23 protein-coding genes are annotated in these 22665 nt (G+C 71.2%); 12 read left to right on the top strand and 11 right to left on the bottom strand.

What is annotated here, in order from left to right:
- Together ABFX81_RS41080 and ABFX81_RS41075 are read left to right on the top strand one after the other, a co-directional pair.
- Positions 1 to 313 (top strand): adenosylhomocysteinase (locus ABFX81_RS41080; RefSeq protein ID WP_346139615.1); only part of this gene is annotated, 313 nt, incomplete at its 5' end.
- Between the two features lie 18 nt (positions 314 to 331).
- A complete protein-coding gene (locus ABFX81_RS41075; protein WP_086845065.1) occupies positions 332 to 1012 on the top strand; it encodes a maleylpyruvate isomerase family mycothiol-dependent enzyme in 681 nt (226 codons plus the stop codon).
- Positions 1013 to 1022: 10 nt separating this feature from the next.
- Here the strand turns inward: ABFX81_RS41075 and ABFX81_RS41070 are convergent, their stop codons facing one another.
- A complete protein-coding gene (locus ABFX81_RS41070; protein WP_086845067.1) occupies positions 1023 to 1763 on the bottom strand; it encodes a PIG-L family deacetylase in 741 nt (246 codons plus the stop codon).
- A gap of 136 nt (positions 1764 to 1899) precedes the next feature.
- Between ABFX81_RS41070 and asnB the strand changes: the two genes are divergently transcribed.
- The 6 genes from asnB (at position 1900) to ABFX81_RS41040 (ending at position 9031) form a co-directional block, all read left to right on the top strand.
- Positions 1900 to 3675: an asparagine synthase (glutamine-hydrolyzing) gene (gene asnB, locus ABFX81_RS41065; RefSeq protein ID WP_086845069.1), complete on the top strand. Its 1776-nt coding sequence runs from the start codon at positions 1900 to 1902 to the stop codon at positions 3673 to 3675.
- Positions 3672 to 4631 carry a PrpF domain-containing protein gene (locus ABFX81_RS41060; protein ID WP_346139612.1) on the top strand — a complete coding sequence of 320 codons (960 nt, stop codon included), beginning with the start codon at positions 3672 to 3674 and terminating at the stop codon, positions 4629 to 4631. Before asnB ends, ABFX81_RS41060 begins: the two co-directional genes overlap by 4 nt.
- A 140-nt stretch (positions 4632 to 4771) precedes the next feature.
- Positions 4772 to 5509: an SDR family NAD(P)-dependent oxidoreductase gene (locus ABFX81_RS41055; protein ID WP_086845073.1), complete on the top strand. Its 738-nt coding sequence runs from the start codon at positions 4772 to 4774 to the stop codon at positions 5507 to 5509.
- Positions 5510 to 5557: 48 nt separating this feature from the next.
- Complete coding sequence (locus tag ABFX81_RS41050) at positions 5558 to 7138, top strand: class I tRNA ligase family protein (protein WP_086845075.1); 1581 nt, start codon at positions 5558 to 5560, stop codon at positions 7136 to 7138.
- 69 nt (positions 7139 to 7207) lie between these two features.
- Positions 7208 to 8551, top strand: coding sequence for a D-inositol-3-phosphate glycosyltransferase (mshA, locus tag ABFX81_RS41045; protein WP_428837268.1), 1344 nt, complete (start codon positions 7208 to 7210; stop codon positions 8549 to 8551).
- 315 nt (positions 8552 to 8866) lie between these two features.
- The gene (locus ABFX81_RS41040) at positions 8867 to 9031 is read left to right on the top strand and encodes a hypothetical protein (protein ID WP_346139610.1); all 165 of its coding nucleotides are present in this window, start codon (positions 8867 to 8869) and stop codon (positions 9029 to 9031) included.
- 91 nt (positions 9032 to 9122) lie between these two features.
- Here the strand turns inward: ABFX81_RS41040 and ABFX81_RS41035 are convergent, their stop codons facing one another.
- The 6 genes from ABFX81_RS41035 to ABFX81_RS41010 form a co-directional block, all read right to left on the bottom strand.
- Positions 9123 to 9551 carry a transcriptional repressor gene (locus tag ABFX81_RS41035; RefSeq protein WP_086845077.1) on the bottom strand — a complete coding sequence of 143 codons (429 nt, stop codon included), beginning with the start codon at positions 9549 to 9551 and terminating at the stop codon, positions 9123 to 9125.
- 107 nt (positions 9552 to 9658) lie between these two features.
- Positions 9659 to 10606: a helix-turn-helix transcriptional regulator gene (locus ABFX81_RS41030; protein ID WP_346139608.1), complete on the bottom strand. Its 948-nt coding sequence runs from the start codon at positions 10604 to 10606 to the stop codon at positions 9659 to 9661.
- A 209-nt stretch (positions 10607 to 10815) separates the two neighbouring features.
- Complete coding sequence (locus ABFX81_RS41025; RefSeq protein ID WP_346139606.1) at positions 10816 to 11676, bottom strand: methyltransferase domain-containing protein; 861 nt, start codon at positions 11674 to 11676, stop codon at positions 10816 to 10818.
- 190 nt (positions 11677 to 11866) lie between these two features.
- Complete coding sequence (locus ABFX81_RS41020; RefSeq protein ID WP_086845083.1) at positions 11867 to 12343, bottom strand: GNAT family N-acetyltransferase; 477 nt, start codon at positions 12341 to 12343, stop codon at positions 11867 to 11869.
- A gap of 33 nt (positions 12344 to 12376) precedes the next feature.
- Positions 12377 to 13360: a M56 family metallopeptidase gene (locus tag ABFX81_RS41015; protein ID WP_346139604.1), complete on the bottom strand. Its 984-nt coding sequence runs from the start codon at positions 13358 to 13360 to the stop codon at positions 12377 to 12379.
- A complete protein-coding gene (locus ABFX81_RS41010; RefSeq protein WP_086845085.1) occupies positions 13357 to 13749 on the bottom strand; it encodes a BlaI/MecI/CopY family transcriptional regulator in 393 nt (130 codons plus the stop codon). Before ABFX81_RS41010 ends, ABFX81_RS41015 begins: the two co-directional genes overlap by 4 nt.
- A gap of 113 nt (positions 13750 to 13862) precedes the next feature.
- Here ABFX81_RS41010 and ABFX81_RS41005 point away from each other — a divergent pair, with 113 nt between their 5' ends.
- Positions 13863 to 14036: a hypothetical protein gene (locus tag ABFX81_RS41005; protein WP_346139602.1), complete on the top strand. Its 174-nt coding sequence runs from the start codon at positions 13863 to 13865 to the stop codon at positions 14034 to 14036.
- A 51-nt stretch (positions 14037 to 14087) separates the two neighbouring features.
- Here the strand turns inward: ABFX81_RS41005 and ABFX81_RS41000 are convergent, their stop codons facing one another.
- From ABFX81_RS41000 to ABFX81_RS40990, 3 genes are all read right to left on the bottom strand, one after another.
- A complete protein-coding gene (locus ABFX81_RS41000) occupies positions 14088 to 14369 on the bottom strand; it encodes a metal-sensing transcriptional repressor (RefSeq protein WP_086845088.1) in 282 nt (93 codons plus the stop codon).
- A 31-nt stretch (positions 14370 to 14400) separates the two neighbouring features.
- Positions 14401 to 16674: a heavy metal translocating P-type ATPase gene (locus tag ABFX81_RS40995; RefSeq protein ID WP_086845090.1), complete on the bottom strand. Its 2274-nt coding sequence runs from the start codon at positions 16672 to 16674 to the stop codon at positions 14401 to 14403.
- 139 nt (positions 16675 to 16813) lie between these two features.
- Complete coding sequence (locus ABFX81_RS40990; protein ID WP_086845092.1) at positions 16814 to 17086, bottom strand: cation transporter; 273 nt, start codon at positions 17084 to 17086, stop codon at positions 16814 to 16816.
- Positions 17087 to 17259: 173 nt separating this feature from the next.
- Between ABFX81_RS40990 and ABFX81_RS40985 the strand changes: the two genes are divergently transcribed.
- The 3 genes from ABFX81_RS40985 (at position 17260) to ABFX81_RS40975 (ending at position 21907) form a co-directional block, all read left to right on the top strand.
- Positions 17260 to 18255 (top strand): hypothetical protein, encoded by a 996-nt coding sequence (locus tag ABFX81_RS40985; RefSeq protein ID WP_346139599.1) that lies wholly within the window; start codon positions 17260 to 17262, stop codon positions 18253 to 18255.
- A gap of 1211 nt (positions 18256 to 19466) precedes the next feature.
- Positions 19467 to 20609, top strand: a complete 1143-nt coding sequence (locus tag ABFX81_RS40980; protein ID WP_086842773.1) for a pyridoxal-phosphate dependent enzyme — start codon at positions 19467 to 19469, stop codon at positions 20607 to 20609.
- Positions 20606 to 21907: an MFS transporter gene (locus tag ABFX81_RS40975; RefSeq protein ID WP_086842771.1), complete on the top strand. Its 1302-nt coding sequence runs from the start codon at positions 20606 to 20608 to the stop codon at positions 21905 to 21907. The genes ABFX81_RS40980 and ABFX81_RS40975 overlap by 4 nt, the downstream gene beginning before the upstream one ends.
- Positions 21908 to 21972: 65 nt before the next feature.
- Here the strand turns inward: ABFX81_RS40975 and ABFX81_RS40970 are convergent, their stop codons facing one another.
- On the bottom strand, positions 21973 to 22641 hold the full coding sequence (locus tag ABFX81_RS40970) for a TetR/AcrR family transcriptional regulator C-terminal domain-containing protein (RefSeq protein WP_086842769.1): 669 nt from the start codon (positions 22639 to 22641) through the stop codon (positions 21973 to 21975).
- Positions 22642 to 22665: the final 24 nt, after the last annotated feature.

Genomic DNA, 22665 nt, shown 5'->3' with positions numbered 1-22665 from the left:
GTTCCCGGACGGCAAGGTGATCATCGTGCTGTCCGAGGGGCGTCTGCTGAACCTGGGTAACGCCACGGGTCACCCGTCGTTCGTGATGTCCAACTCGTTCGCGGACCAGACGCTGGCGCAGATCGAGTTGTTCACCAAGCCCGACGAGTACCCGACGGGTGTCTATGTGCTGCCCAAGCACCTGGACGAGAAGGTCGCCCGTCTTCACCTGGAGGCGCTGGGCGTGAAGCTGACCACGCTGCGTCCGGAGCAGGCCGAGTACATCGGTGTGCAGGTCGAGGGCCCGTACAAGCCGGACCACTACCGCTACTGAGCAGGCGGTGAAGACACGATGTCCGAGTACCCCGAGTACGAGGAGCCCGAGCGGGACCCCGAGCTGCCCGGCCGGCTGCTCCGCACCGAGCGCGACGCCCTGATGCCCCTGCTCCGCGCCTCTGACAAGGAGCGGTTCGAGCTGCGCACGGCCTGCCCCGGCTGGACCGTGCGTCAACTCCTCGCGCACTGCGGTGCCGCACTGTTCCGTATCGTCGAGGGCCGCCTCGAAGAAGGCGTGTTCCTGCCGGAGTCGAACGCCGCCGACGTCGCGGAGCGCGAGGACTGGCCGCTGAGCCGTGTCCTCGACGAGTTGGAGCGGGGCTTCACCGAGGCGGGAGACGTCATCGCCGCTCACAAGGACGGGTCGCTGGACGCGGTGGCGCTGGGGGAGTGGGTGCACGCCGGCGACGTACGCGAGGCGTTCGGCGAGCCGGGAGCGTACGGCGGCGAGAGCACCGAGTACGCGCTGCCGCTTCTCGAAGTGACCAGCCGCAGACGGAAGACCCCGCGCCTGCACGCGTTCCTGAGCTGCAGCACGCCGCCGCTGGTCCTCGGCAACGAGACCGAGGGCCGCCCGGTCGCGCAGTTCTGGGGCGACGTGCCGACACTGATCCGCATCTACACGGGCCGCCCGCTCGTCGGGACGCGCTACGAGTTGTACGGGGCGGCGGAGCAGGAGCTGTGCGTCTACCGGTGACGCGGTCGGCTCAGTCCGTCTTCACGATCTGGAAGGCCTCGGCGAGGCGGCCTGGTGGCAGGCCGCCCGCCCTGGCGTGTTCGGTGAGCCAGTCGCGCAGCAGGCCGGCCAGGTCGTCGAAGTGGGCGGTCTGTGAGGTGTGGATGCGCAGGGAGTCGACCTTCCGGTCGAAGACGGCCGTGACGTCGACGTACTGGTTGGGCCTCGGCCCGGTCATGAGCCACAGTTCGGGGACGATCCAGGGTTCGAGGCCCTCGTCCTTGAGGAGTTCGGGGTGCGCGAACGGGTTGCGCGCCTCGGGGTAGACCGCCCGCAGGGCGGCGTCACCGACGGCACGGTGGTCGGGGTGCAGGTCCGCGACCCGCGCCCAGTTGATCTCCGGGCTGGGGATGATCGCGCGCGTGGGCCGCACCTGGCGGATCACGCGGCACAGGTCGCGGCGCAGTTCGACGCTCGGCTCGACGAAGCTGTCGGGGTAGCCGAGGAAGCGGACATCGTGCACGCCGCTGAGCTTGGCCGAGTGGACCTGTTCCGCGCGGCGCAGATCCGCCATCGCCTGGCGCGGGAGCCGCTCGTCGTACCCTCCCGCGTCGCCGTCCGTGACGACGCAGTACGTCGCGCGGGTTCCGCGCGCGATCCACTGCATCACCGTGCCGCTCACGCAGAACTCGATGTCGTCCGGGTGGGCGGCCACCACGAGCAGGCTCTCGGGTGCGCCGCGGTCGGGGGAGTCGGCCTTGAACTCGTCCATGAGGCAAGCCTGTTGACCGCGTGACAGGGCGACAAGGCGTTACCCGTGGCGTGTCTGCGACATGGCACTTACGTGCCAGCCAAAGAATTGGTAGATTCAAAACATTGGTGGATACAAGACCCCGGAGGCGACCGGCATGTGCAGGATCTTCGGCTCCTTCGCCGTGGCGGCCACAGGCCCCGAGCTGGCCACGGTGTCGGCCCGGCAGCGCCACGGCGGCCCCGACGAGCGCGGTGTACTCGCCGGACGCGGCTGGTCGCTCGGCTGCGACCGGCTCGCCGTCACCGATCCGACGGGCGGCTCCCAGCCCTTCAGGCTGCCCACCGCACCAGGCGTCACCGCCGTACTCAACGGCGAGATCTACAACCACCGTGAGCTTCGCCGGCACCTGACCGCGCGCGGGCACCACTTCCCCGACGCCTGCGACGGCAGCCTCCTGCCCGCGCTGTACGCCGAGTACGGCTCGGCCTTCGCGGACCACCTGGACGGCATGTTCGCGATCGCCGTCCTCGACCTGCGGACACCGCTGCCCCAACTCCTCCTCGCGGTCGACGAGATGGGCATGAAGCCCCTTCACTACCACCAGGGACCCGACGGTGTGGTGCGGTTCGCCTCCGAGATCCCGGCGCTGCTCGCCTTCGACGGGGTGCCGGCCGATCCGCGCGAGGAGACCCTCGACACCGTACTGGCCACCAGGACGCCCTTCGGCACCGAGACCGCCCTGCGCGGTATCCGCAACCTGCCACCCGGCGCCACCGCCATCGCCCGCGGCACCGAGGGCCTGCGTGTCCTGCGCCGTCGCCTACGCCGGGCCGCACCGGCACCGGCCACCGGAGTGCTGGACACACTGCGCCGTGAGGTGCACCGGCTGGCCGACGCCGACGTCCCGATCTGCGCCATCACGAGCGGCGGCCTCGACTCCGGGCTCGTGACCGCGCTGGCCGCGGAGCACGCCGCACCGCTGCACACCTTCCACCTCGGCTACCGCGGCCGCTGGCCGGACGCCGAACACGCCTACGCCAAGGCCGTGGCCAGGCGCGCCCGCACCGTCCACCACCAAGTGGACGTCGACCCCGCCGAGTTCGCCTCCCTGCTCACCCGGACCATCCGGCACCTCGGCCAGCCCAACGCCGACCCCATCACACTGAGCACCTACGCCCTCTTCCGGGCCGTGCGCGCAGCGGGCTTCACCGTGGCGCTCACCGGCGACGGCGCCGACGAACTCTTCGGCGGGTACGACCGGGTGCGCGCCGCCCTGGCCGCACCCGAGGGCACCGACTGGACCGCGGCCTACGTCGACGCGCTCGGCGCCGCCCCACGCCTGATGCGCGAGTGGCTCTACACCCCCGACTACCGGGCCTTCATCGCCGAGCACGGCTCCGCCGCCGACCGGATCACGGCCGAGCTGCGCGCCTCCCGTGCCGACCGCGTCACCACCCTCACCGGCTTCGAGACGCGCTGGAGGCTGCCCGCCTACCATCTGCGCCGCGTCGACCACCTCAGCATGGCCTGGGCGGTGGAAGCCAGGATGCCGTTCTGTCAGCCGGCCGTCGCGGCGGTGGCCCGCGGACTGCCGGCCGAGCAGCGGCACGGCAAACGCGCGCTGTACGAAGCAGGGCGCGACCTGCTGCCGCAGGCCGTGCTGAACAGGCCCAAGCAGCCCTTCACCCTGCCCCTCGCCGCCATGCTCGCCCCCGGAGGCCCACTGCTCGAACCGGTGCGTGAACTCCTCGCGCCGTCCAGGCTCATGCGGACCGGGCAGTTACGGCCGGAGCGCGTGCGGGCGTTGCTGACCCGGCACGCGGAGCGCCCCTCGCACCAGGACGCCCTCACCCTGTGGGCGCTGGCCGTGCACGAGCTGTGGACGGAAGTCGTCCAGGGACTGCGGGTCTCCGTCGGCTGCGCGGCGTGACCGGCGACGTCGTCCAGGCCGAAGGCGCGCCCGGGCCGACACTCGTGCTGCACAGGGACCGGCTCCCCGCCGGCGCCCTGGCGTCGTGCGCGGAACTCACCGTCGTACGGCGGTGGCTTGAGCGCACGGGGCGCGGCGGCATCCGCAAGCTGGCCCTGATCGGGACATCCGCCGATCCGTCGTGCGACCTGGACTACCGCTTCGTGCAGTGCCTGCCGGACGGCTTCGACTTCCGGACCGGGTGCGGCCACTCGTTGCTCGCGGCCGTCGTCGGCACCGGACGGCCCGGGGCGGTGCGGGTACGGGCGGTCACCACCGGGGACACGGTGGTGTGCGTGCCGGAGCCGCACGGGGCGTACACGGTACGGCTGGAGCGGGTCGCCGCGACCGCTGACCTGCTGCCCACCGGCCGCCCCGCCGACCGGCTCGGCGGGCTCACGGTGTCGATCGTCCGGTACGGCAATCCGTACGTCTTCGTCGACGCCCGCGACCTCGGGCTGGACTCGGACCACGCGCTGTTCGCAGCGGGGCCGCCGGTGCTCGGGCGGCTGATCGCCGTGCGGGCGGCGGCGGCCCGGCTGTTGGGAATGCCGCCGCGGGGCGCGCTCCCCAAGGTCGCCGCGGTGGGCTCGTACCGCCCCGGGCGGCTGTCGGTCCGTGCGGTGACGGTCTCCGGATGGCATCCGGCCCTGGCGCTGACGGGGAGCGTGTGTCTGGCGGCGGGGACAGCCGTTGCAGGAACGCTGCTGTCGCGCCTGGCCCTCGACAGCGGCCCGGCGTACGAGGCGTGCCCCCGCGCGGCTCGCTCCTTGCGTCTCGACACCCCCTCCGGCCCGGTCCACGTCTCCACCGAGGCGACGGCGGAGCGGCTTCGGCACGTCGCCGTCCACGGCAAGCGTGCCCGGGTGCTCGAACGCGCCGTGCCCCTTCCCTGGCGTATCCGCGTCACGGCGTGAACGCGCACCTGCTCAGGGGCTGGACGGGGCACATCTCTCTGCCACTCTGGTGATCGGTCAGCAATTCCCGCCGGGCATTCCCGCCAGGTCAAGGGGAATTCTTCTCTGCTGCGTCCCGACCGGGGGGAGAGATCTCCAGGATGAAATTCGAGAACCTGCGCGTCGTGGTGACCGGGGCGTCCCGGTATTTCGGGCGGGCGATCGCCATCGGATTCGCGCACCTGGGTGCCGAGGTCTTCGTCTCGGCCCGCACGGTCGAGGCCGCGGAACACACCCGTACCGAAGTGCTGGGCGAGGCGAGGAACCGTATTCACGCGTTCGGCTGCGATCTGAGCCGGCCCGCCGAGATCAGGGACTTCGCCCGGCAGGTCGGTGAGCACACGGACCGCGTGGACCTGCTCGTCAACAACGGCGCACGCTGGCTGGACGGCTTCGAACTGGAGGGCGCCTCCGACGACTCCATCGTCGAGACCATCGAGTCCACGGCAGGCGGCACGGTGCTCATGGTCAAGCACTTCCTGCCGCTGCTGCGCGCCTCCAAGCGCCCCGACATCATCAACATGGTCGCCGTCTGCGGCCTCGGCGGAGCGGCCGATTCCCCGGCACACGAGGCCTTTTACGCAGCCAAGGGCGCCCAGGCCGGATTCGCCGACATTCTCGCGCGCCGACTGCGGCCCTCCGGCGTACGCGTCTTCTCCCTTTATCCGCCCGACTTCTCCACCTCCGATCCACGCTCCGCGGAATGGGAGGGCATCGGCAGGGACGCGCAGTATCCCGACGAGAAGCTCACGACCCAGGCCCTCTTCGAATGCATCGTCTACGCGGTCGAGCAGCCACGGGACTGCTTCATCCGCTCGTTCCACTTCGAGCCCCGCTGAGTGCCCGTCGCCCAGCAGTGTTCACCTGACCGCCAAGGAGCCTCGTCCATGAGCACCCCACTCTGGATCACCGCAACCCCGCCCGACAGCGACGGCGAGCTGCACATCGGACACCTCGCCGGCCCCTACGTCGCCGCGGACGTGCTCAGCCGGCATCTGCGCGCCGACGGGCAGTCCGTGCTGTTCACCACCGGCACCGCCGATCACGCCGACTCGGTCGAGCTGCGGGCGCTGCGCGGTGGACGCAAGCCCGAGGAGGTCGCGGAGGGCTTCCGTACCGCGATCACCGCCGACTGGCTGCGCTCCGGCGTCGAGTTCGACCACATCGTCCAGCCACGCCGTGACCGTGGCTACCAGCGCTGGCTTCAGGACCTGTTATCGGACCTGTACGCGCAGGACGTCATCGCACCCCGCACCCGGTTGCTGCCGTACTGCGAAGGCTGTGACCGCTGGCTGTACGGCGCCCATGTCACCGGCGTCTGCCCGCACTGCGGCACGCGCGGCGACGGCGGCCTGTGCCACACGTGTGCCAGGCCGAACGACGGCGAACTCGTCGACCCGGTGTGCTCCCTGTGCGGCTCGCCGGGGCGGCCGCGCCGCTGCCGTCGCCTCTACCTCCCCCTGGAACCGCTGCGCGAACAGCTCGCCGACCACTGGAGCTCCGCCGGGCTGCCGCCGCGTCTGGCCGTGCTGTGCGAGAGCCTCATCGAGGACGGCCTGCCGGACGTGGCCGTCGGGCACCCGGGGGACTGGGGCGTTCCGATCCCCGTCGACGGCTTCTCCGGCCACCGCGTCGACGCCTGTTTCGAAGCCGCCGCGATGCACCTGTTCGGCTACGGCTACGACAAGAAGCCCCTGCCCGAACGCGCCGTCCACTTCTGCGGATTCGGGCACTCCTTCTGCCACGTCGTCCTGCTGCCCGCGATCCTCGTGGCCCGCGGCGTCAAACTGCCGCAGGAGATCCACGTCAACGAGACGTACCGCATCGACGTCGAGGACGCGCGGGGGCCCGACGGCAAGCCCATGGTGTGGGCCCTCGACCTGCTCACCGAGTTCGGCTCGGACACGCTGCGCCGTCATGTCCTCCAGGCCAGGCCGCTCGGCCGCCGCACCGAGTTCCGCCGGGACGAGCTCGACCGCACCCGGCAGATCCTGGACGGCACCTGGAACAGCTGGCTCAACCGGTTGTTCGCCGCGGTACGCGAGGAGTGCGCGGGGCGGGTCCCCGACGCGGAGCCGGGGGGCGACGGGTGGGAGGCGCTGCGACGCCGGCTGCACCGGGCGGCGGAGGACGTGCGCGAGGCGTACGGGCACGAAGCCTTCGATCCGCGCCGCGCGGTCGCGGTCCTGGACGAAGTGGTGAGCTGCACCACGGACTTCGGCTACGTCAACGTCTTCGAGCGGCGCCGGCCGAGCGGAACCGGACGTCACCTCCGCCCGATCATGGCCCAGTTGGCGGTGGCCTCCGCTCTGGCGTCCTGGGCGTGGCCCGTCATGCCCGAAGGCGCCGCGCGGCTGGCACAGGCGCTCCGGCTCACACCCGGAGGACCGGTGGTGCCGGAAGCGCTGGTCCCACCGGCTCCGGGCACACGGCTGGCTCCGCCGTCCGGACCCGTCTTCGGCTTCTGATCACCCGGTAAGCCGTTGTGCCCACCCGCTCCGCCCGGCGGAGCGGGTGGGCACAACGGCTTACCGGGCATCCCAGCTGAAGGAGCTCCCCTCGTGTCCCTGCGCGTCGCCATGCTCAGCGTCCACACCTCACCGCTCCACCAGCCCGGCACGGGCGATGCGGGCGGCATGAACGTCTACATGGTCGAACTCTCCCGGGCCCTGGCCGAACAGGGCGCCCACGTCGACCTGTTCACCCGCTGCCGGGGCGAGGGGCACCCGCCCCGCGTCGAGCTCGTTCCAGGCGTCCGGGTACGGCATCTGCACGCCGGTCCGTGCCGTGCCCTGCCCAAGGAAGCCATGCCCGGGCTGGTGCTGGAGTTCGCCCTCGCCCTGCTCAAGGCGGGCGTCGGCCATCCGTACGACCTCGTGCACTCGCACTACTGGCTGTCGGGCCAGGCGGGCAGCCTCGCCGCCGGACAGTGGCAGGTCCCCCTGGTGCACACGATGCACACGCTGGCGCGCGTCAAGAACGCCTCCCTCGCGCCCGGCGACAAGCCCGAGCCGGAGCTGCGCATCCACGGAGAGAGCAGACTCGCCGCCACCGCCGACCGGCTCATCGCCAACACACCCGAGGAAGCGGTCGCGCTGCGCAGCCTCTACGGAGCGGCGCCGCACCGCACCGATGTCGTGACGCCCGGAGTCGACACGCGGACGTTCCACCCCGCCGACGGCAGGAGAGCGGCGCGCGCCCGACTGGGCCTGCCGCAGGAGGCGTTCGTCCCGCTCTTCGCCGGCCGTATCCAGCCGCTCAAAGGCCCTGACGTCCTGGTCCGGGCCGTGGCGGAACTGCTGCGGGAGGCGCCGGATCTGCGCCGAAGGCTGCTCGTGCCCGTGGTCGGCGGGCTCAGCGGCTCGGGCACGCGGGTGCCCGGCGAACTGCGCGAGCTGTGTGGGCGGCTGGGTCTGCTGGATGTGATCCGCTTCGAACGAGCGGTGCCGCAAGCGGAATTGGCGGACTGGTACCGGGCGGCCGATGTCCTGGTGGTGCCCTCGCGCAGTGAGTCCTTCGGTCTGGTGGCCCTGGAGGCGCAGGCCTGCGGTACGCCGGTGCTGGCCGCGGCCGTGGGCGGACTGCCGACGGCGGTCCGGGACGGAGAATCGGGACTGCTCGTGGGCGGGCACGAGCCTGGCGACTACGCACGCAGGCTGCTGTGGTTCGCACGGCACGCGGCGGCGGCCGAGGCCATGGGGGTGGCGGCCGAACGGCACGCCCTGGAGATGAGCTGGGACGCCGCGGCTCAGCGGACGCTTCAGGTGTACGAGCGCGCGCTGGAGAACAGGGGCGCCAGGGTGGGGCAGAGGCGGCGGCACACCCCTGCCCCGGCGGCCACTCCCTCCTGGAGGAACAGAAGGGCCGCGGTACCAGCTTAACATTCCTTTGGTGCGACCAAAAGTATGGCTCGTTCCAAAAGGGGCTTGAATTCGCCACTGCCCTCACGCGGAAGGATGTCATATCCGTGCCATGACATATCCACGACTTGTGGAATCGTAGATTCCCGCTCGTGGGCGGGTGATGATGGAAATGTCTTCGAGGGAAGCCCGGCGGCACGGGCCCCGAAGGCGGAATATCCATTCGCATCCTGGAGGGAAATAGTGTCCGCAGCTGTGCGCGCCACCGGATTCCGTATTGCTCGCCAGTTCGTCCTCGCTGCGATTCTCTGCGGGGCGGTCGCAGGAGGCGCCGTAGTGACCGCCATGCCCGTCGAGAACTCCGTCACGCGGCAGGTGGTGGCCGACGGCACGGACAACAACTGGCCGTCGGTCCCCACGACCCCGCAGGACAACAACTGGCCGACGGCTCCGACGGCCCCGCAGGACAACAACTGGCCGAGCGAGTCCCCTGGCCTGTAACGGAGGGCACAGGAAAGAGCCCCGGAGACGCCGCGCGCAGCGGCTCGCCGGGGCTCTTTCCTGTGGGCCGCCCATGTCGCCCGATGGTGTCTCAGATGGCCCGGCAGTCGGGGCACAGCCCCTTGAAGACGACATCGGCGTCATTCAGCTGCCAGTCCTCCAGGCCGTTTCCCGGAGGGGGCGGTGCCTCGTGGACGACATTCTCCACGCGTCCGCATTTGACGCACAGCGCATGCTGGTGGGGTGGGCCGGAGAGTTCGAACACGGCCGGCCATCCGGGGCGCTCGAATTTCGTCACCAGGCCGGTGTCCAGAAAATGCCGCAGCATCTCGTAAACGGCCTGGGATGTCAGTGTTCCCAGCCGCTCCCGGGCCGCGGCGGTCAATTCCTCCACGTCGAGATGGCCGCCGGCCGTCAGTACCTGAAGCACCTCGAGGCGGGGGCTCGTCACGCGCAGACCGACATCGCGGAGCTGCTGGATGGCCGCTTCGCGCTCGTTCGCCACTGCTTCGCGTGTCATCTCTCCGCCGCCTGGTGAGATCAAAAGTTTGAATGGATCGTACCTCTTGTCCCCACCGGAGTGCAGAGAGCCGACAGCCTGTTCCCGGGGCAGCCGCTTGCGGAGGGTCAGTCGAGCCAGCCCAGCCGGGAGGCGCGGACTCCTGCCTCGAAGCGGCTGGAGGCGCCCAGTTCCTGCATCAGCTCGGAGATCATCCTGCTGACGGTGCGCAGGGAGACGCCGAGGCTGCGGGCGACCTTCTCGTCCTTCATGCCGGAGGCGAGCATGCGCAGGGCCGCGCGCTGCTGTTCTGTGAGTCCGTCGCCCCCTCGCGCGGGCTGGACCTGCTCGCCGTACGGGGTCGCGGTGTGCCAGCAGTGCTCGAACAGCGTCAGGTAGGACCGTACGAGGGCAGGGCCGCGGGCCAGGATGGCCCCCGCCGAGCCGTCCTCGGGGTCGGCCGGGAGCAGGGCGAACTGCTCATCGGCGATGATCATGTTCATGGGTACGACCGGGGAGAGGCGTACCTCGACGCCCAGTTTCGCCTTCATCCTCAGGTGGTCGGCGTCTTCGGGGACCGACGTCAGGCGCTGATTGAAGATGGAGCGAACCTGAACGCCGTTCTCGATCTGACGCCGATCGCGGTCGAGCGCCCGCTCGGGGATCTCCCTGCCGCGCGCGATGGGATGCATCGAGGCGAGGCGGTGCTGCACGGTGTCCGTGATGTCCTCGAGCACCTGCTGGATGCGGCGGTAGTCGCTGATGATCTCGATCTCCACGCCTGCCGCCTGGGCCAGAGTCTCGGTGCGCAGGAAGTTGCCGGCCAGGGTCTGCAGGGTGTGGTGGGCCCGGTCGGCCTGATCGAGGTGGTTGCGCAGCCGGGTGCGCTCCCGCTCCAGCAGTCTGATCAGGGCGATCTCCGGTGCTATGACGGTGACCGAGTCGCTTTCCGCCTCCGACGCCTTGCCCGCGTCCAGCTCCAGGCGGTTGTCGTGGAGTCTTCCCGTCGGGACGACCAGACCGAGGCCGAGCAGCTCGTTGCGACATCGATCGCGTTCGTCGTCCGATAAGTCCATCTCGGACGCGACTTCCCGGAAGCTGGACGCTCCTCGTGCCCGCAGTCTCCGGTAGAGGGCGAGAGCCAGGTCAGTGGATTGAGTCCCCGTTCGGCCACTGCCGTAGACCACTGCGAAGCGCCCCCTCGTGATTCTCCGAAATGCCCCGATCACACCTTGTCACACAAGGTACTCGGGAACTCCGAGTCATCTTAGTAATGTGACGGGGGTCACTCGGCGGGGTGGCACACCAGGAGGACGCTGTGCGTCCGCTCGTCGAGCCACTGCTGCCGCCGGTCGGCGATGCGCAGGCCGGCGGCCCGCAGTTCCCGCAGCAGGTCTTGCTGGTTCACGATCCACTTGTCGGTGGTCGCGATCGACCGGCGGACCCGGGTCTTCCCCGAGCGCTCGATGAAGTAGGTGATCTGCTCGCTCATGGCGGCGAGGTCGAAGACCTGACGGGCAACGACCCACTCGGTGACCCCGTCGAACCGCGGCACCTGGAACGCCCAGGTGCGATGGGGGTGTTCGGCGAGACCCGCCGTGTCGTGGGCCGTGTAGTCCAGGGCGAGCGCGCCGTCCGCGCCCAGGTGGGCGGCGATCTCGCGAAGCATCCCGGGGCGGGCGTGCGGGGGGATCGCCGCGATCATGGCGCCTGCCAGCAGGGTGAGTCGGTAGTGCCGGCGCAGGCGCAGCCGGGCGAGATCGGCGTGGGTGGTGGTGATCCGGCCGCGTACCTGCGGGCCGATGCGATCGGCCCAGGCGCGCAGTCTCTCCAGGCTCGGGGCGTCCCGGTCGACCGCCTCGACCGTGAAGCCGTGGCGGGCGAACGGAACGGTGAGCCGCCCGGCGCCCGAGCCGAGGTCGAGCACCGGGCCGCCGGTGGCCCTGGCCAGCGCCAGATACTCGACGATGTCGCCGCTGAACGGCCCCAGCAGGGCGTCGCGCAGCCACAACTGGTCCTCGGTGTGGGGGGCGAGGGACTCGAGTCCGGGAAGCCAGGCGCACAGGGCGGGGGAGGCGGTGGTGATCCGGGACGGCGGGACCGGGCCGGGCGCGGGCGTCACCGGTGTGCCGGTCTGTGTGTGCATCGCTCCTCCAGGTGGCTCGACCGGTCCTGCCGTCCGGGCGGGCCCCGTGCCGCCGGGACCGCGCCGCGCCACCATCGTGTCCGCAGGCCTTCACAACGGGCCAGCCTCCACGGATGCGCGTTCACGCCAATTCGCGTCTACGCCAGAGACGTCGGACTCGTCAGCGACGCCCGCGTCGAATCCGCGACTCTCACAGCGCCCGGCTCAATCGCCGTCCCGCACCGGTGAAGCCGTGAGCCGTGCAGAAAGGAAGCGAGGGGTCGTCCGCCGACGGCAGGCTGACCGACTGACGCCGGGCGCCGTGTCTTCGCATGCGCTCGGTGAGGGCGGACAACAGCGCACTGCCGATCCCGTCACGGCGGCGCTTCGGCAGGGTGCACAGCGCGTACAACTCCCCCTCACCCGGCGCGGGTACGCCTCCTGCGGCCGCGCCGACGATCTGCCCGCCGGCCTCGACGGCCACCAGCCAGCCCAACCAGCTCGGCGCGCCACCGGGAACCCCTGTTTCCGCGCTGATGCGGGGGAGTGAGCAATGCACGCTCACCAGCCGCTCTACGGCGTCCTTTTCGAGAATTCCGGTATAGCTCTCGCGTATCGCGGCGGCGAGCAGCCTGGACACGGCGGGCGCCTCGGCAAGGACGGCGGATCGCACTTCGACCGCGTGCATCAGGTCTGCACCTTCCCCCAGGATGCCCCGGAGTCAACCGGTGATACCAGGAACGGAACAGCAGGCCAGGACGAGCGGAGTCAGGGCCGCCGCCGCGCTGAGTGCCACGAACACCGTCCGCAGGGTCGGAGAGTATGTGTCCTGTGGTGTGAGGATGCGGCGCATGCGCAACACCGCCGACGGTCCGCCCGCCGCGAAGGCCATGTGGGGCGCCTGACCGGATGCCACCGCGTACAGGGCGGTGGCGAGGGCGTCCCGTGAACACCGGCGCAACGCCCGGTCGTCGGCTGCCATCTCCAGCAGCAGCGCCACCTCGGTGCGGGCGAGCCGGGCCAAGGGCAGTCCACGGAACATGACACCGAAGGCCCCGGCCGCGGCCACCAGCAGATGGTGGCGGCCGGCGATGTGCGCCCGCTCGTGTTCCAGCACCGCTGTCACCTGCTGTCCGGTCAGGACCTCAAGCGCTCCCGAACTGACCACGACTTGAGACGTCCGACCCGGCAGGCAGTACACGGCCGGGGTGTCGTGCTCCAGCACTGTGGCACGCAACTCCGGTCGCCTGCTGCCGACGAGGCGCAGCAGTTCGGCGTGCCGGAGCCGCAGACGCCTCGCGCTCAGGAGTTCACGTGCGAAGGCGACGCCGAAGACGGCGGGCACGGCGGCCGCCGCGACCAGGGCCGCCCACACGCGGGCGTCCACGCCTGCCGGGCCGTTCGGGAGGAGAGGCCCGCAATCCGCGCCGCCGGAGACGATGCAGGCCTCGGTGAAGCGGGACAAGTAGTGGCTGCTCGCTGTCGGAAGCGGTAGTTGCAGGGCCGCCAGGGACACGGAAGCGATGAGGGACAGCCCGAGCAGGGTCCACACCGCGAGAGCCAGCCGGGGCGTCCGGTGCGCCCAGTGGCTGCGGGCGAGCGCCCTCGGCAGCAGCACCCCGACCACCAGGGCGACCGTCAGGGGCGGCAGCACATGATGACCGGGAACGAGCAATCCGCCTGAGTAGCCGAGGAGTTCGGTCACGAGGGTGCTCCGGGCTCCTCGGCGCTGCCGGGAACGCGGCCCATCGCGCGCAGTGCCGCAGCCAGCGCGGACACGTCCTCCGGCGACATGTGCTCCACGAACCGCTGAAGCGCGGCCTGACGGTCCTCGGTGTTGCCGAGCGCGTCCTGCATGAGGGCGGCGGTGTACTCCTCACGGCTGCGCTCGGGTTCATAGAGCCAGGCGCGCCCGGTCTTCTCGCGGCGGAGCAGGCCCTTGCGGTGGAGGATGTCCGCGACCGTCATCACCGTCGTGTAGGCGACCGGGCGCATGCGATTGATGTCGTTGACGATCTCCCGGACCGTGGCCGGCCGGCCCCAGCGCCAGAGCCGGTCCATGATTTCGGCTTCGAGGTCACCCAGCCGTCGCACCCGTCCCCCTCCCCTTCCCCGTCACCGAGGTGCCTCACATCGTATGGCACCCCTCTTCACCGCAGGATGGTCACACAGGCGTCACGCATACGGGTAGGGGGTATGTTGCCCTCATGTTCTCACTCAGCAGGGAAATCGCCGTCGGAGCCCCGAACAGCCCGTGCGCGAAGGTCTGCGGAACCGACCTGGGCGGTGCCGAGTTGGTGCTGTTGCGCCAGGTACTCGGCCTGTGTCTGCGCCTCAGCCTCCGGCTGAGCGCCGACTGCCCCGCGGGCAAAAGGGCCTGAGCAGCCCCGGGCCCGGGCGGTGGAAACCGCCCGGGCCCAGAAACTCGGAGGTCACGCCCGTACGAGCCGGGCGATTGCCTTGGACGCCTCGTCGACCTTGGTCCTGGCCTGCTCGCCGCCCTCCACGATGGCCTCCGTGACGCAGCAGTTGAGGTGCTCGTCCAGCAGGGCCAGCGCGCAGGACTGGAGCGCGGCGTTGGTGGCGGCGACCTGGGTCAGGACGTCGATGCAGTAGGTCTCCTCCTCGACCATGCGCTGCAAGCCCCTCACCTGGCCCTCGATCCGGCGGAGCCGTCGCAGGACGACGTCCCGGTGGGTCTGCTCTCCGGCCACGGCGGCCTCCTTCCCGTCCTGGTCGGCCGCTTCAGCGGTCGGCGGGCTGGAAGCCGCGCAGCCGCAGGCTGTTGCCGACCACGAAGACGGAGGAGAAGGCCATGGCCGCTCCGGCGATCATCGGGTTGAGCAGGCCGGCGGCGGCGAGCGGCAGCGCGGCGACGTTGTAGGCGAAGGCCCAGAAGAGGTTGGACTTGATGGTGCCCAGCGTCTTGCGGGACAGGCGGATGGCGTCCGCCGCGGCCCTCAGGTCACCCCGCACGAGCGTCAGGTCTCCCGCCTCGATCGCGGCGTCCGTACCCGTTCCCATCGCCAGGCCCAGGTCGGCCTGAGCCAGTGCGGCCGCGTCGTTGACACCGTCGCCGACCATCGCGACCGAACGGCCCTCGTCCTGGAGGCGCTTGACGACATCGACCTTGTCCTGCGGCATGACCTCGGCGATCACGTGCTCGGGTGCGATGCCCACCTCCGCGGCGACCGCCTCGGCGACGGCCTTGTTGTCGCCCGTCAGCAGGATGGGGGTGAGGCCGAGCCCGCGCAGCCGCTCGATGGCCTCCGGGCTGGTCTCCTTGATGGCGTCGGCGACCTCCAGGACCGCGCGGGCCTCGCCGTCCCAGGCGACCGCGATGGCGGTACGCCCGGCCGCCTCGGCCTCGGCCTTGGCGCGCCGCAGCTCCTCCGGCAGGGACATGGCCCACTCGTCCAGCAGCTTCTCCCGGCCGACGAGGACCGCGTGGCCCTCGACGATGCCCTGGACACCGAGGCCGGCGATGTTGGCGAAGTCCTCCGGGGCGGGGAGCGTGCCGACGCGGGCGGCGGCGCCGGAGGCGACGGCCTGGGCGATGGGGTGCTCCGAGGAGTGCTCCAGGGCGCCGGCGAGGCGCAGGACGTCGTCCTCGCCGGTGCCGTCGGCGGTGTGCACGGCGAGCAGGGTCATCTTGCCGGTGGTGACGGTGCCGGTCTTGTCCAGGACGATGGTGTCGACCTTGCGCGTCGTCTCCAGGACCTCGGGGCCCTTGATGAGGATGCCGAGCTGGGCGCCGCGCCCGGTGCCGACCATGAGGGCGGTCGGCGTGGCCAGGCCCAGGGCGCACGGGCAGGCGATGATCAGGACGGCGACCGCGGCGGTGAAGGCGGCGGTCAGTCCGGAGCCGTTGCCGAGCCAGAAGCCCAGCGTGCCGAGCGCCAGGGCGATCACGACCGGGACGAAGACCGCGGAGATCCTGTCGGCGAGCCGCTGGGCGGCGGCCTTGCCGTTCTGCGCGTCCTCCACCAGCTTGGCCATGCGGGCCAGCTGGGTGTCGGCGCCGACGCGGGTGGCCTCGACGACCAGGCGGCCGCCGGCGTTCAGCGTGGCCCCGGTGACGGCGTCCCCGGTGCCGACCTCTACGGGTACGGACTCGCCGGTGAGCATGGAGGCGTCCACGGCGGACGACCCCTCGACGACCACACCGTCGGTGGCGATCTTCTCACCGGGCCGCACCAGGAACCGGTCGCCGACCTTCAGCTCGCCGACGGGAATGAGCTCTTCCCGGCCGCCACGCACCACCGTGACTTCCTTGGCGCCGAGCTCCAGCAGGGCCTTCAGCGCCGCGCCCGCCTTCCGCTTGGAGCGCGCCTCGAAGTAGCGCCCGGCCAGGATGAAGGCGGTGACGCCGGCCGCGGCCTCCAGGTAGATGTTCCCGGCGCCGTCGGTGCGGGCGATGGTGAGCTCGAAGGGGTGGGTCATGCCGGGCGTGCCGGCCGTGCCGAAGAACAGCGCCCACAGGGACCACAGGAACGCCGCCGAGGTACCGACGGAGATCAGCGTGTCCATCGTGGCGGCACCGTGCCGGGCGTTCGTCCAGGCGGCCTTGTGGAAGGGCCAGGCGGCGTACGTCACCACGGGCGCCGCCAGCGTGAGCGAGAGCCACTGCCAGTACTCGAACTGCAGTGCCGGAACCATGGCCATCGCGATCACGGGGACGGCGAGGGCCACCGCGGCGGTCAGCCGCTGGCGCAGCGGCCGCAGCTCGTCGCTCTCCTCCTGGGCCGGGCCCTCACCGGACGCCGAGTCGTCGGAGCGGGCGGTCTCGGGCCGGGGCTCCCGCGCGGTGTAGCCGGTGGCCTCGACCGTCGCGATCAGGTCCGAGACGGTCACGTCCTCGCGGAAGGTGACCTTCGCCTTCTCGGTGGCGTAGTTGACGGTGGCCTCGACCCCGTCCAGGCGGTTGAGCTTCTTCTCGATCCGGGCGGCGCACGAGGCGCAGGTCATGCCGCCGATGGCGAGTTCGACCTCGGCGGCGCCGGGCGTGGTGGTGGTCATGTCTGCTCCTCGGAGCTCACGGACGCGATGCGCGAAAGAAGAGTGGTGCGAAAGAAGAGTCGGTGCGAAAGAAGAGGTGCGCGAGAGCACAGGGAGAACGGGGGCCGCGAGGATCTGCGGCCCCCGCCCGGCTCGTGGGTCAGGCGGCCACGCGGCCGGCGAAGTCGTAGCCGGCCTCGTCGACGGTCTTGGCGATCAGCGCGTCGAGCGCCTCGTCGGGCTCGGCCGCGGTCGTCACCGTGACCAGACCGGTGCCGATCTCGACCTCGACCGCGGTGACCTCGTCCAGGCCGCCCACCGCCTTCCGGACGACGCCCTGGCAGTGCGCGCTGCCCACGCCGCCGACCTTGTAGGTGGTCTTGACCTCCGTCGTGGTGTGGCAGCTTCCGTCAGGGGTGCAGCAGTTCGACACGGGTCCTCCGCAACTAGTAGTTCATACCCCTGGGGGGTATCTGCAACGACTCCATGTATACCCCCCTCCCGTATGGGATGGCAAGGGCTGCCCTGACTTGACTTGGTACCCCCGGGGGGTATGTTGAAGGTATCGGCCGCATGCACGAGCGGCCCGGAGACTAGGAGTGGGTCATGAACACCGGACTGCGGATCACCGCCTTCGCCGCCGCGCTCGCCGCGACGTTCGGCGCCGCCTACGGCGTGGGCGGCGTGATCGACCCGATCTCACCCGAGCCGAAGAGCGGCACGCACAGTGACGGCGAAGGCCACGCGACCGCCGGGCACGAGAAGGAGACAGCCGGGCACCACGAGGCGCGGGGCGGCGGTCACGAGGCGGCACCGCCAGGCGGCCTCGAGATCTCCAGCGGCGGCTACACGCTCGACCTGAAGACCCCGCGCCTCGCGGCCGGCAAGAAGACCGACCTGCGCTTCGCCGTGGTCCAGGACGGGAGCGGACGCAAGGTCACCGCGTACCAGCGCGAGCACGGCAAGGATCTGCACCTGATCGTCGCCTCGCGTGACCTGACCGTCTACCGCCACCTGCACCCCACCCGGGCCGCGGACGGCACCTGGTCGACGCCCGTGAACCTGCCCGAGGCCGGCGGCTACCGCGTCTTCGCCGACTTCAAGCCGAAGGGCGGCGAAGCGCTCACCCTCGGTGCCGACCTCGCCGCGTCCGGGCCGTACGAACTCGGCGAGCTGCCCGAGCACAACACCACGGCGAAGGTCGACGGCTACGAGGTGAAGCTGCGGGGCGCACTGACTCCCGGCAAGGCCGGCGAACTCACCCTGACGGTGGCGAAGAACGGCAAGCCGGTCCGCAACCTCCAGCCCTACCTGGGTGCTTACGGCCACCTTGTCGCCCTGCGCTCCGGCGACCTCGCCTACCTGCACGTCCACCCCAACGGCGAGCCCGGCGACGGCAGGACGAAGCCCGGCCCCGAGGTCTCGTTCACCGCGACCGCGCCGAGCGCCGGCGCGTACCGCCTGTTCCTGGACTTCCAGCACGAGGGCAAGGTCCGTACCGCGGCCTTCACGGTGCACGCGGGCGGTGCGGCGGACGAGTCCGAGGAGCCCTCGCGGACCCGGTCCGCCGAGGAAGAGGAAGAGACCGGGCACACACACTGAGGTGCGCGGGACAGTGGGCGACCACGGCCGACGAGCCGCTAGGATCACGGCATGGTTACGGCTTGGTCGCCCTGGCGCAGCGTCAGGACCCGCTCCGGTGCGGGTCCGCTGTCGCGCGTGCTGGCCTTGGCCGTGCTCCTGTTCGGTGTCCTCGTCACGCACGGCGTGCACGTGGAGAGTGCCCAGGGGCACCTCTCCACCAGCGCGACGGTCCCCGCCGCTCCGTCGGCCGACGGTGTTCGCCACGCAGCCGTCGAGCCCGCACCGCCGGTCGCCGCGGAAACCGGCGATCACCATGGCGGCCACGGGCCGTCACATCCAAGCGAGCACTGCGTGTCCGGGCAGCCCCAGCAGGGTTCAGCCCTGATATCTCCCTGCTCCACAGCGGCGGTTCGCGAATCGTCCCGTTCCTACGACGCCTCGCCCGTTCGAGGGCCGGCCGCCGGTGGCCCCATGGGCGGCGCGTCTCCCGTGGCTCTGAGAGCCGCCTCCGTAGTGCAGCAGGTCTAGGGGTACGGAGTTCCTCCGACCGGCTCGTCGAAGCCGTCCTGCCCCCACCCATGTCTGCGCCTCACTCCGTCCTTTGCCGGAGACGTGGCAGCAGCGCGGAGGACCTGTGCCGACACATATCCGTACGCTCACGCATGCCCCATCGGCCCCATCCGGCTCTCCCTCGTGGCGCCGACTCGTCTCGGCGATCCGCGGCGCCCTCGTGATGGCACTCGTGCTGTGCGCCGTCCTGCACGGCGTGCCTCAGGAGACGCACGAACCGGTGTCCGTGCCGGCCGGATTCTCGGTAATGGCCGCAGGCCAGAACGGGCATGGGCCCCACGGACCCCACAGCCCCCACGCCCCCGACGGGGCTGCGGACTGTGCCACCGACGTGATCCTCCGGACCGCGACCCAGCCGGTCGACGAGCTTCCCCCCGGCGCGCTGGCCGTCGCCGTACTCGTCGCCGTGTCACTGGCCGCGAGGAGACCCCTCGCACTGCATGCCCACCGCAGACGCCGCAGCGCACGCACCGGCCGCGTGGAGCTGGTCCGAACGTCTCGGTGGCGGATCTAGACCACTCGCCCGCAGCCGACCGACCTTACGGCTGCCGCGTGCCCAGGGCGTGAGAGCGGACCCGCAGTCCGCGTCCGCCGCCTCGCCACGGGGCGCGAGATGAACCCGCACCGGCCATTCATCGAGCGAGAGTGAACACACAGACATGCAGTCATTGACCAAGGCCGCGATCCCCTCGGGCCGGTCCGCCCTGTCCGGGCTGGTGGGCAACACCCCGCTGCTGCGGGTGTCGGAGCCGCTGGCCCCGGCCGGACGCGGCTTCTGGGCGAAGCTCGAAGGGTTCAACCCCGGCGGCATCAAGGACCGTCCGGGGCTGCACATGGTGGAGCGGGCCCGGGCCCGTGGCGAACTGCGGCCCGGCGGACGGATCATCGAGTCCACCAGCGGCACCCTGGGCCTGGGACTGGCTCTGGCCGGAATGGTGTACGGCCACCCGGTCACCCTGGTCACCGACCCGGGTCTCGAGCTGTCCATGACCCGGCTGCTGACCGCGTACGGAGCCCAGGTCAACGTCGTCTCCGAGCCGCACCCCACGGGCGGCTGGCAACAGGCCCGCCGCGAACGCGTCCAGCGACTGCTGGAACAGCACCCCGGCTCCTGGTGCCCGGACCAGTACAGCAACCCCGACAACGTCGCCGCCTACACCCCACTGGCCCTCGAACTCGCCTCCGAGATGGGCCACATCGACGTACTGGTGTGCAGCGTCGGCACCGGCGGCCACTCGGCCGGCGTCTCCCGGGTCCTGCGCCAGCTCTACCCGGAGCTGACCGTCGTCGGCGTGGACACGACCGGTTCGACGATCTTCGGCCAGCCCGCCCGGCCCCGGCTGATGCGCGGACTCGGCTCCAGCATCTACCCCCGCAACGTCGCCTACGAGAACTTCACCGAGGTGCACTGGGTCGCCCCGCACGAGGCCGTGTGGACGTGCCGCCAACTGGCCGCCTCCCACTACGCCACCGGCGGGTGGAGCGTCGGCGCGGTCGCGCTCGTGGCCGGCTGGCTGGCCCGGACGATGCCCGCCGACGCACGGATCGTCGCGATCTTCCCCGACGGCCCGCAGCGTTATCTGGGAACGGTCTACGACGACGACTACTGCGCCGCCCACGGCCTGCTGGACTCCCCGCCGTTGCCCGAACCGGAGCTGATCGGCCGCCTGGACGAGAAGGAGGTCACCCGCTGGACCCGGTGCACCACCGTGGTCGATCCCCTCACCCTGCGAAGCCAGGAGCAGGACGACGCCGGGGACCTGCCCGGCGGCGAGTCCGACGCCACGGAGGAGGGCCGGTGAAGGGGCTGCTCACCCAGGTCCGGTCGTACGAACGCAGCGTCCAGCTGTTGATGGTGAACCAGTTCACCATCAACCTCGGCTTCTACATGCTGATGCCCTACCTGGCCGCCCACCTCTCCGGCACCCTCGGGCTGGCCGGCTGGATCGTGGGACTCGTCCTCGGCGTACGGAACTTCAGCCAGCAGGGCATGTTCCTGGTCGGCGGCACGCTCGCCGACCGGCTGGGCTACAAGCCGATGATCGTCGCCGGGTGCGTGCTGCGCACCCTCGGCTTCGCGACGCTCGGACTGGTCGATTCCCTGCCCGCCCTGCTCGCCGCCTCCGCGGCCACCGGGCTGGCCGGCGCGCTGTTCAACCCGGCCGTACGGGCGTACCTCGCGGCCGACGCGGGCGAGCGCAGGGTCGAGGCGTTCGCGTTGTTCAACGTGTTCTACCAGGCGGGCATCCTGCTGGGCCCGCTGGCGGGCATGGTGCTGACCGGTGTGGACTTCCGTGTCACCTGCCTGGTGTCCGCCGCGATCTTCGCGCTGCTGAGCGTCGTACAGATCCGCGCGCTGCCCGCCCGGCGGCCCGAGGACGCCAAGCGGCAGGCCGGCGACGGCGGTCAGGGCGTGCTCGCCCAGTGGCGCGGCATCCTCGCCAACCGGCCGTTCCTGCTCTTCTCCGTCGCCATGATCGGCTCGTACGTCCTGTCCTTCCAGGTCTACCTGGCGCTGCCCCTGGAGGTGCGCCGGCTCGGCGGCGACGGGGAGTCCGGCACGGCGGCGGTGGCCATGCTCTTCGCCGTCTCGGGGCTGACCACGATCCTGGGACAGACGCGGGTGACGGCCTGGTGCAAGGAGCGCTACGAGCCCGGCCAGGCGCTCGTGCGCGGGCTGGCGGCGATGGGCCTGGCCTTCGTGCCTCTCCTGCTCGCCACCGCCGTGCCCGTACCGGAGTCCGGGATCGGGCTGTGGCTGCTCGCGGCGGTTCCGCCGACACTCGCCGCGCTGCTGCTGGCCATCGGCACGATGATCGCCTACCCGTTCGAGATGGACACCATCGTCCGCCTCTCCGGTGACCGCCTCGTCGCCACCCACTACGGGCTGTACAACACGATCTGCGGCATCGGCATCACCGTCGGGAACCTGGGCACGGGCGCCGCGCTCGACGCCGCGCGGGCGGCCGGGATGCCCGCGCTGCCGTGGATCGCGCTGACCGTGCTCGGCCTGGCGTGCGCTGCCGCCCTGTACGCCCTGCACCGCACCGGCCGACTGGCGGCACAGCCCGCTTCGGAGCCACTGGCCGCGAGCGTCTGACCCACCGGTCCTCAGGACCAGGGGCGGGGCACCACATGGTGGCCCGCCCCAGCCAGGCCGGCCCGCTATGCGTCCCGGGGGGCGTAGTGGTCCAGGAACATGTGGACGCCACTGGTGACGAGGCGGTCCGTCAGGTCCTCGTCGAGGGTCATGCCATAGGAGCTGAAGAGCATGTGGGGGAAGACCAGGAGCCCGTAGAACTGGATGATCGCCACCTGTAGGTCGGGGATCGCCAGCCGGCCCTGGTCGGTGAGGGCGCGCAGGGCGCCTGCGACCGCGGGGTGGTGGCTCTCCGCGCCGCGGTGCCTCCAGGCCTCGCCGAGCTCGGGAAAGCGGTGGAGCTCGGCGGCGACGAGGTTGCGCAGGGCGGTGACCTCGTGGTTGGTGCGGACGGCATGGACCCAGGTGCGGGCCGCCTCGACGAGGGCGGCCCGCAGGTCCTCGGCCGCGGCCAGGCCTTCGAGCGCGGCCGAGGACTCACCGGCGAGCGGTTCGTCGAGTGCGTCCGTGATGACCGCCGTGAACAGGGCTTCCTTGCTGCCGAAGTGGTTGTAGACGGTCACCTTGGACACGCCTGCCTCGGCGGCGATGGTGTCCATGCCCACACCGAAGCCCTCCCGCAGGAACAGCTCGCGGGCGGCCCGGACGATGGCCTGCCGCTTGAGCTCCGCGCGGGGTCCGCTGGGGGGCCGTTTGCCGCTGTCTACGCTCCGTTTGCCGCTGTCCACGCTCATGAGCCGACCTTAGCATCCATCTGA

Origin of the sequence: Streptomyces coeruleofuscus, from assembly GCF_039532725.1 — a bacterium.
In the GTDB taxonomy this organism is placed as follows: domain Bacteria; phylum Actinomycetota; class Actinomycetes; order Streptomycetales; family Streptomycetaceae; genus Streptomyces; species Streptomyces coeruleofuscus.
The sequence above is the reverse complement of the archived record's forward strand: the minus strand, read 5'-3'. Positions and strand labels throughout refer to the sequence as shown.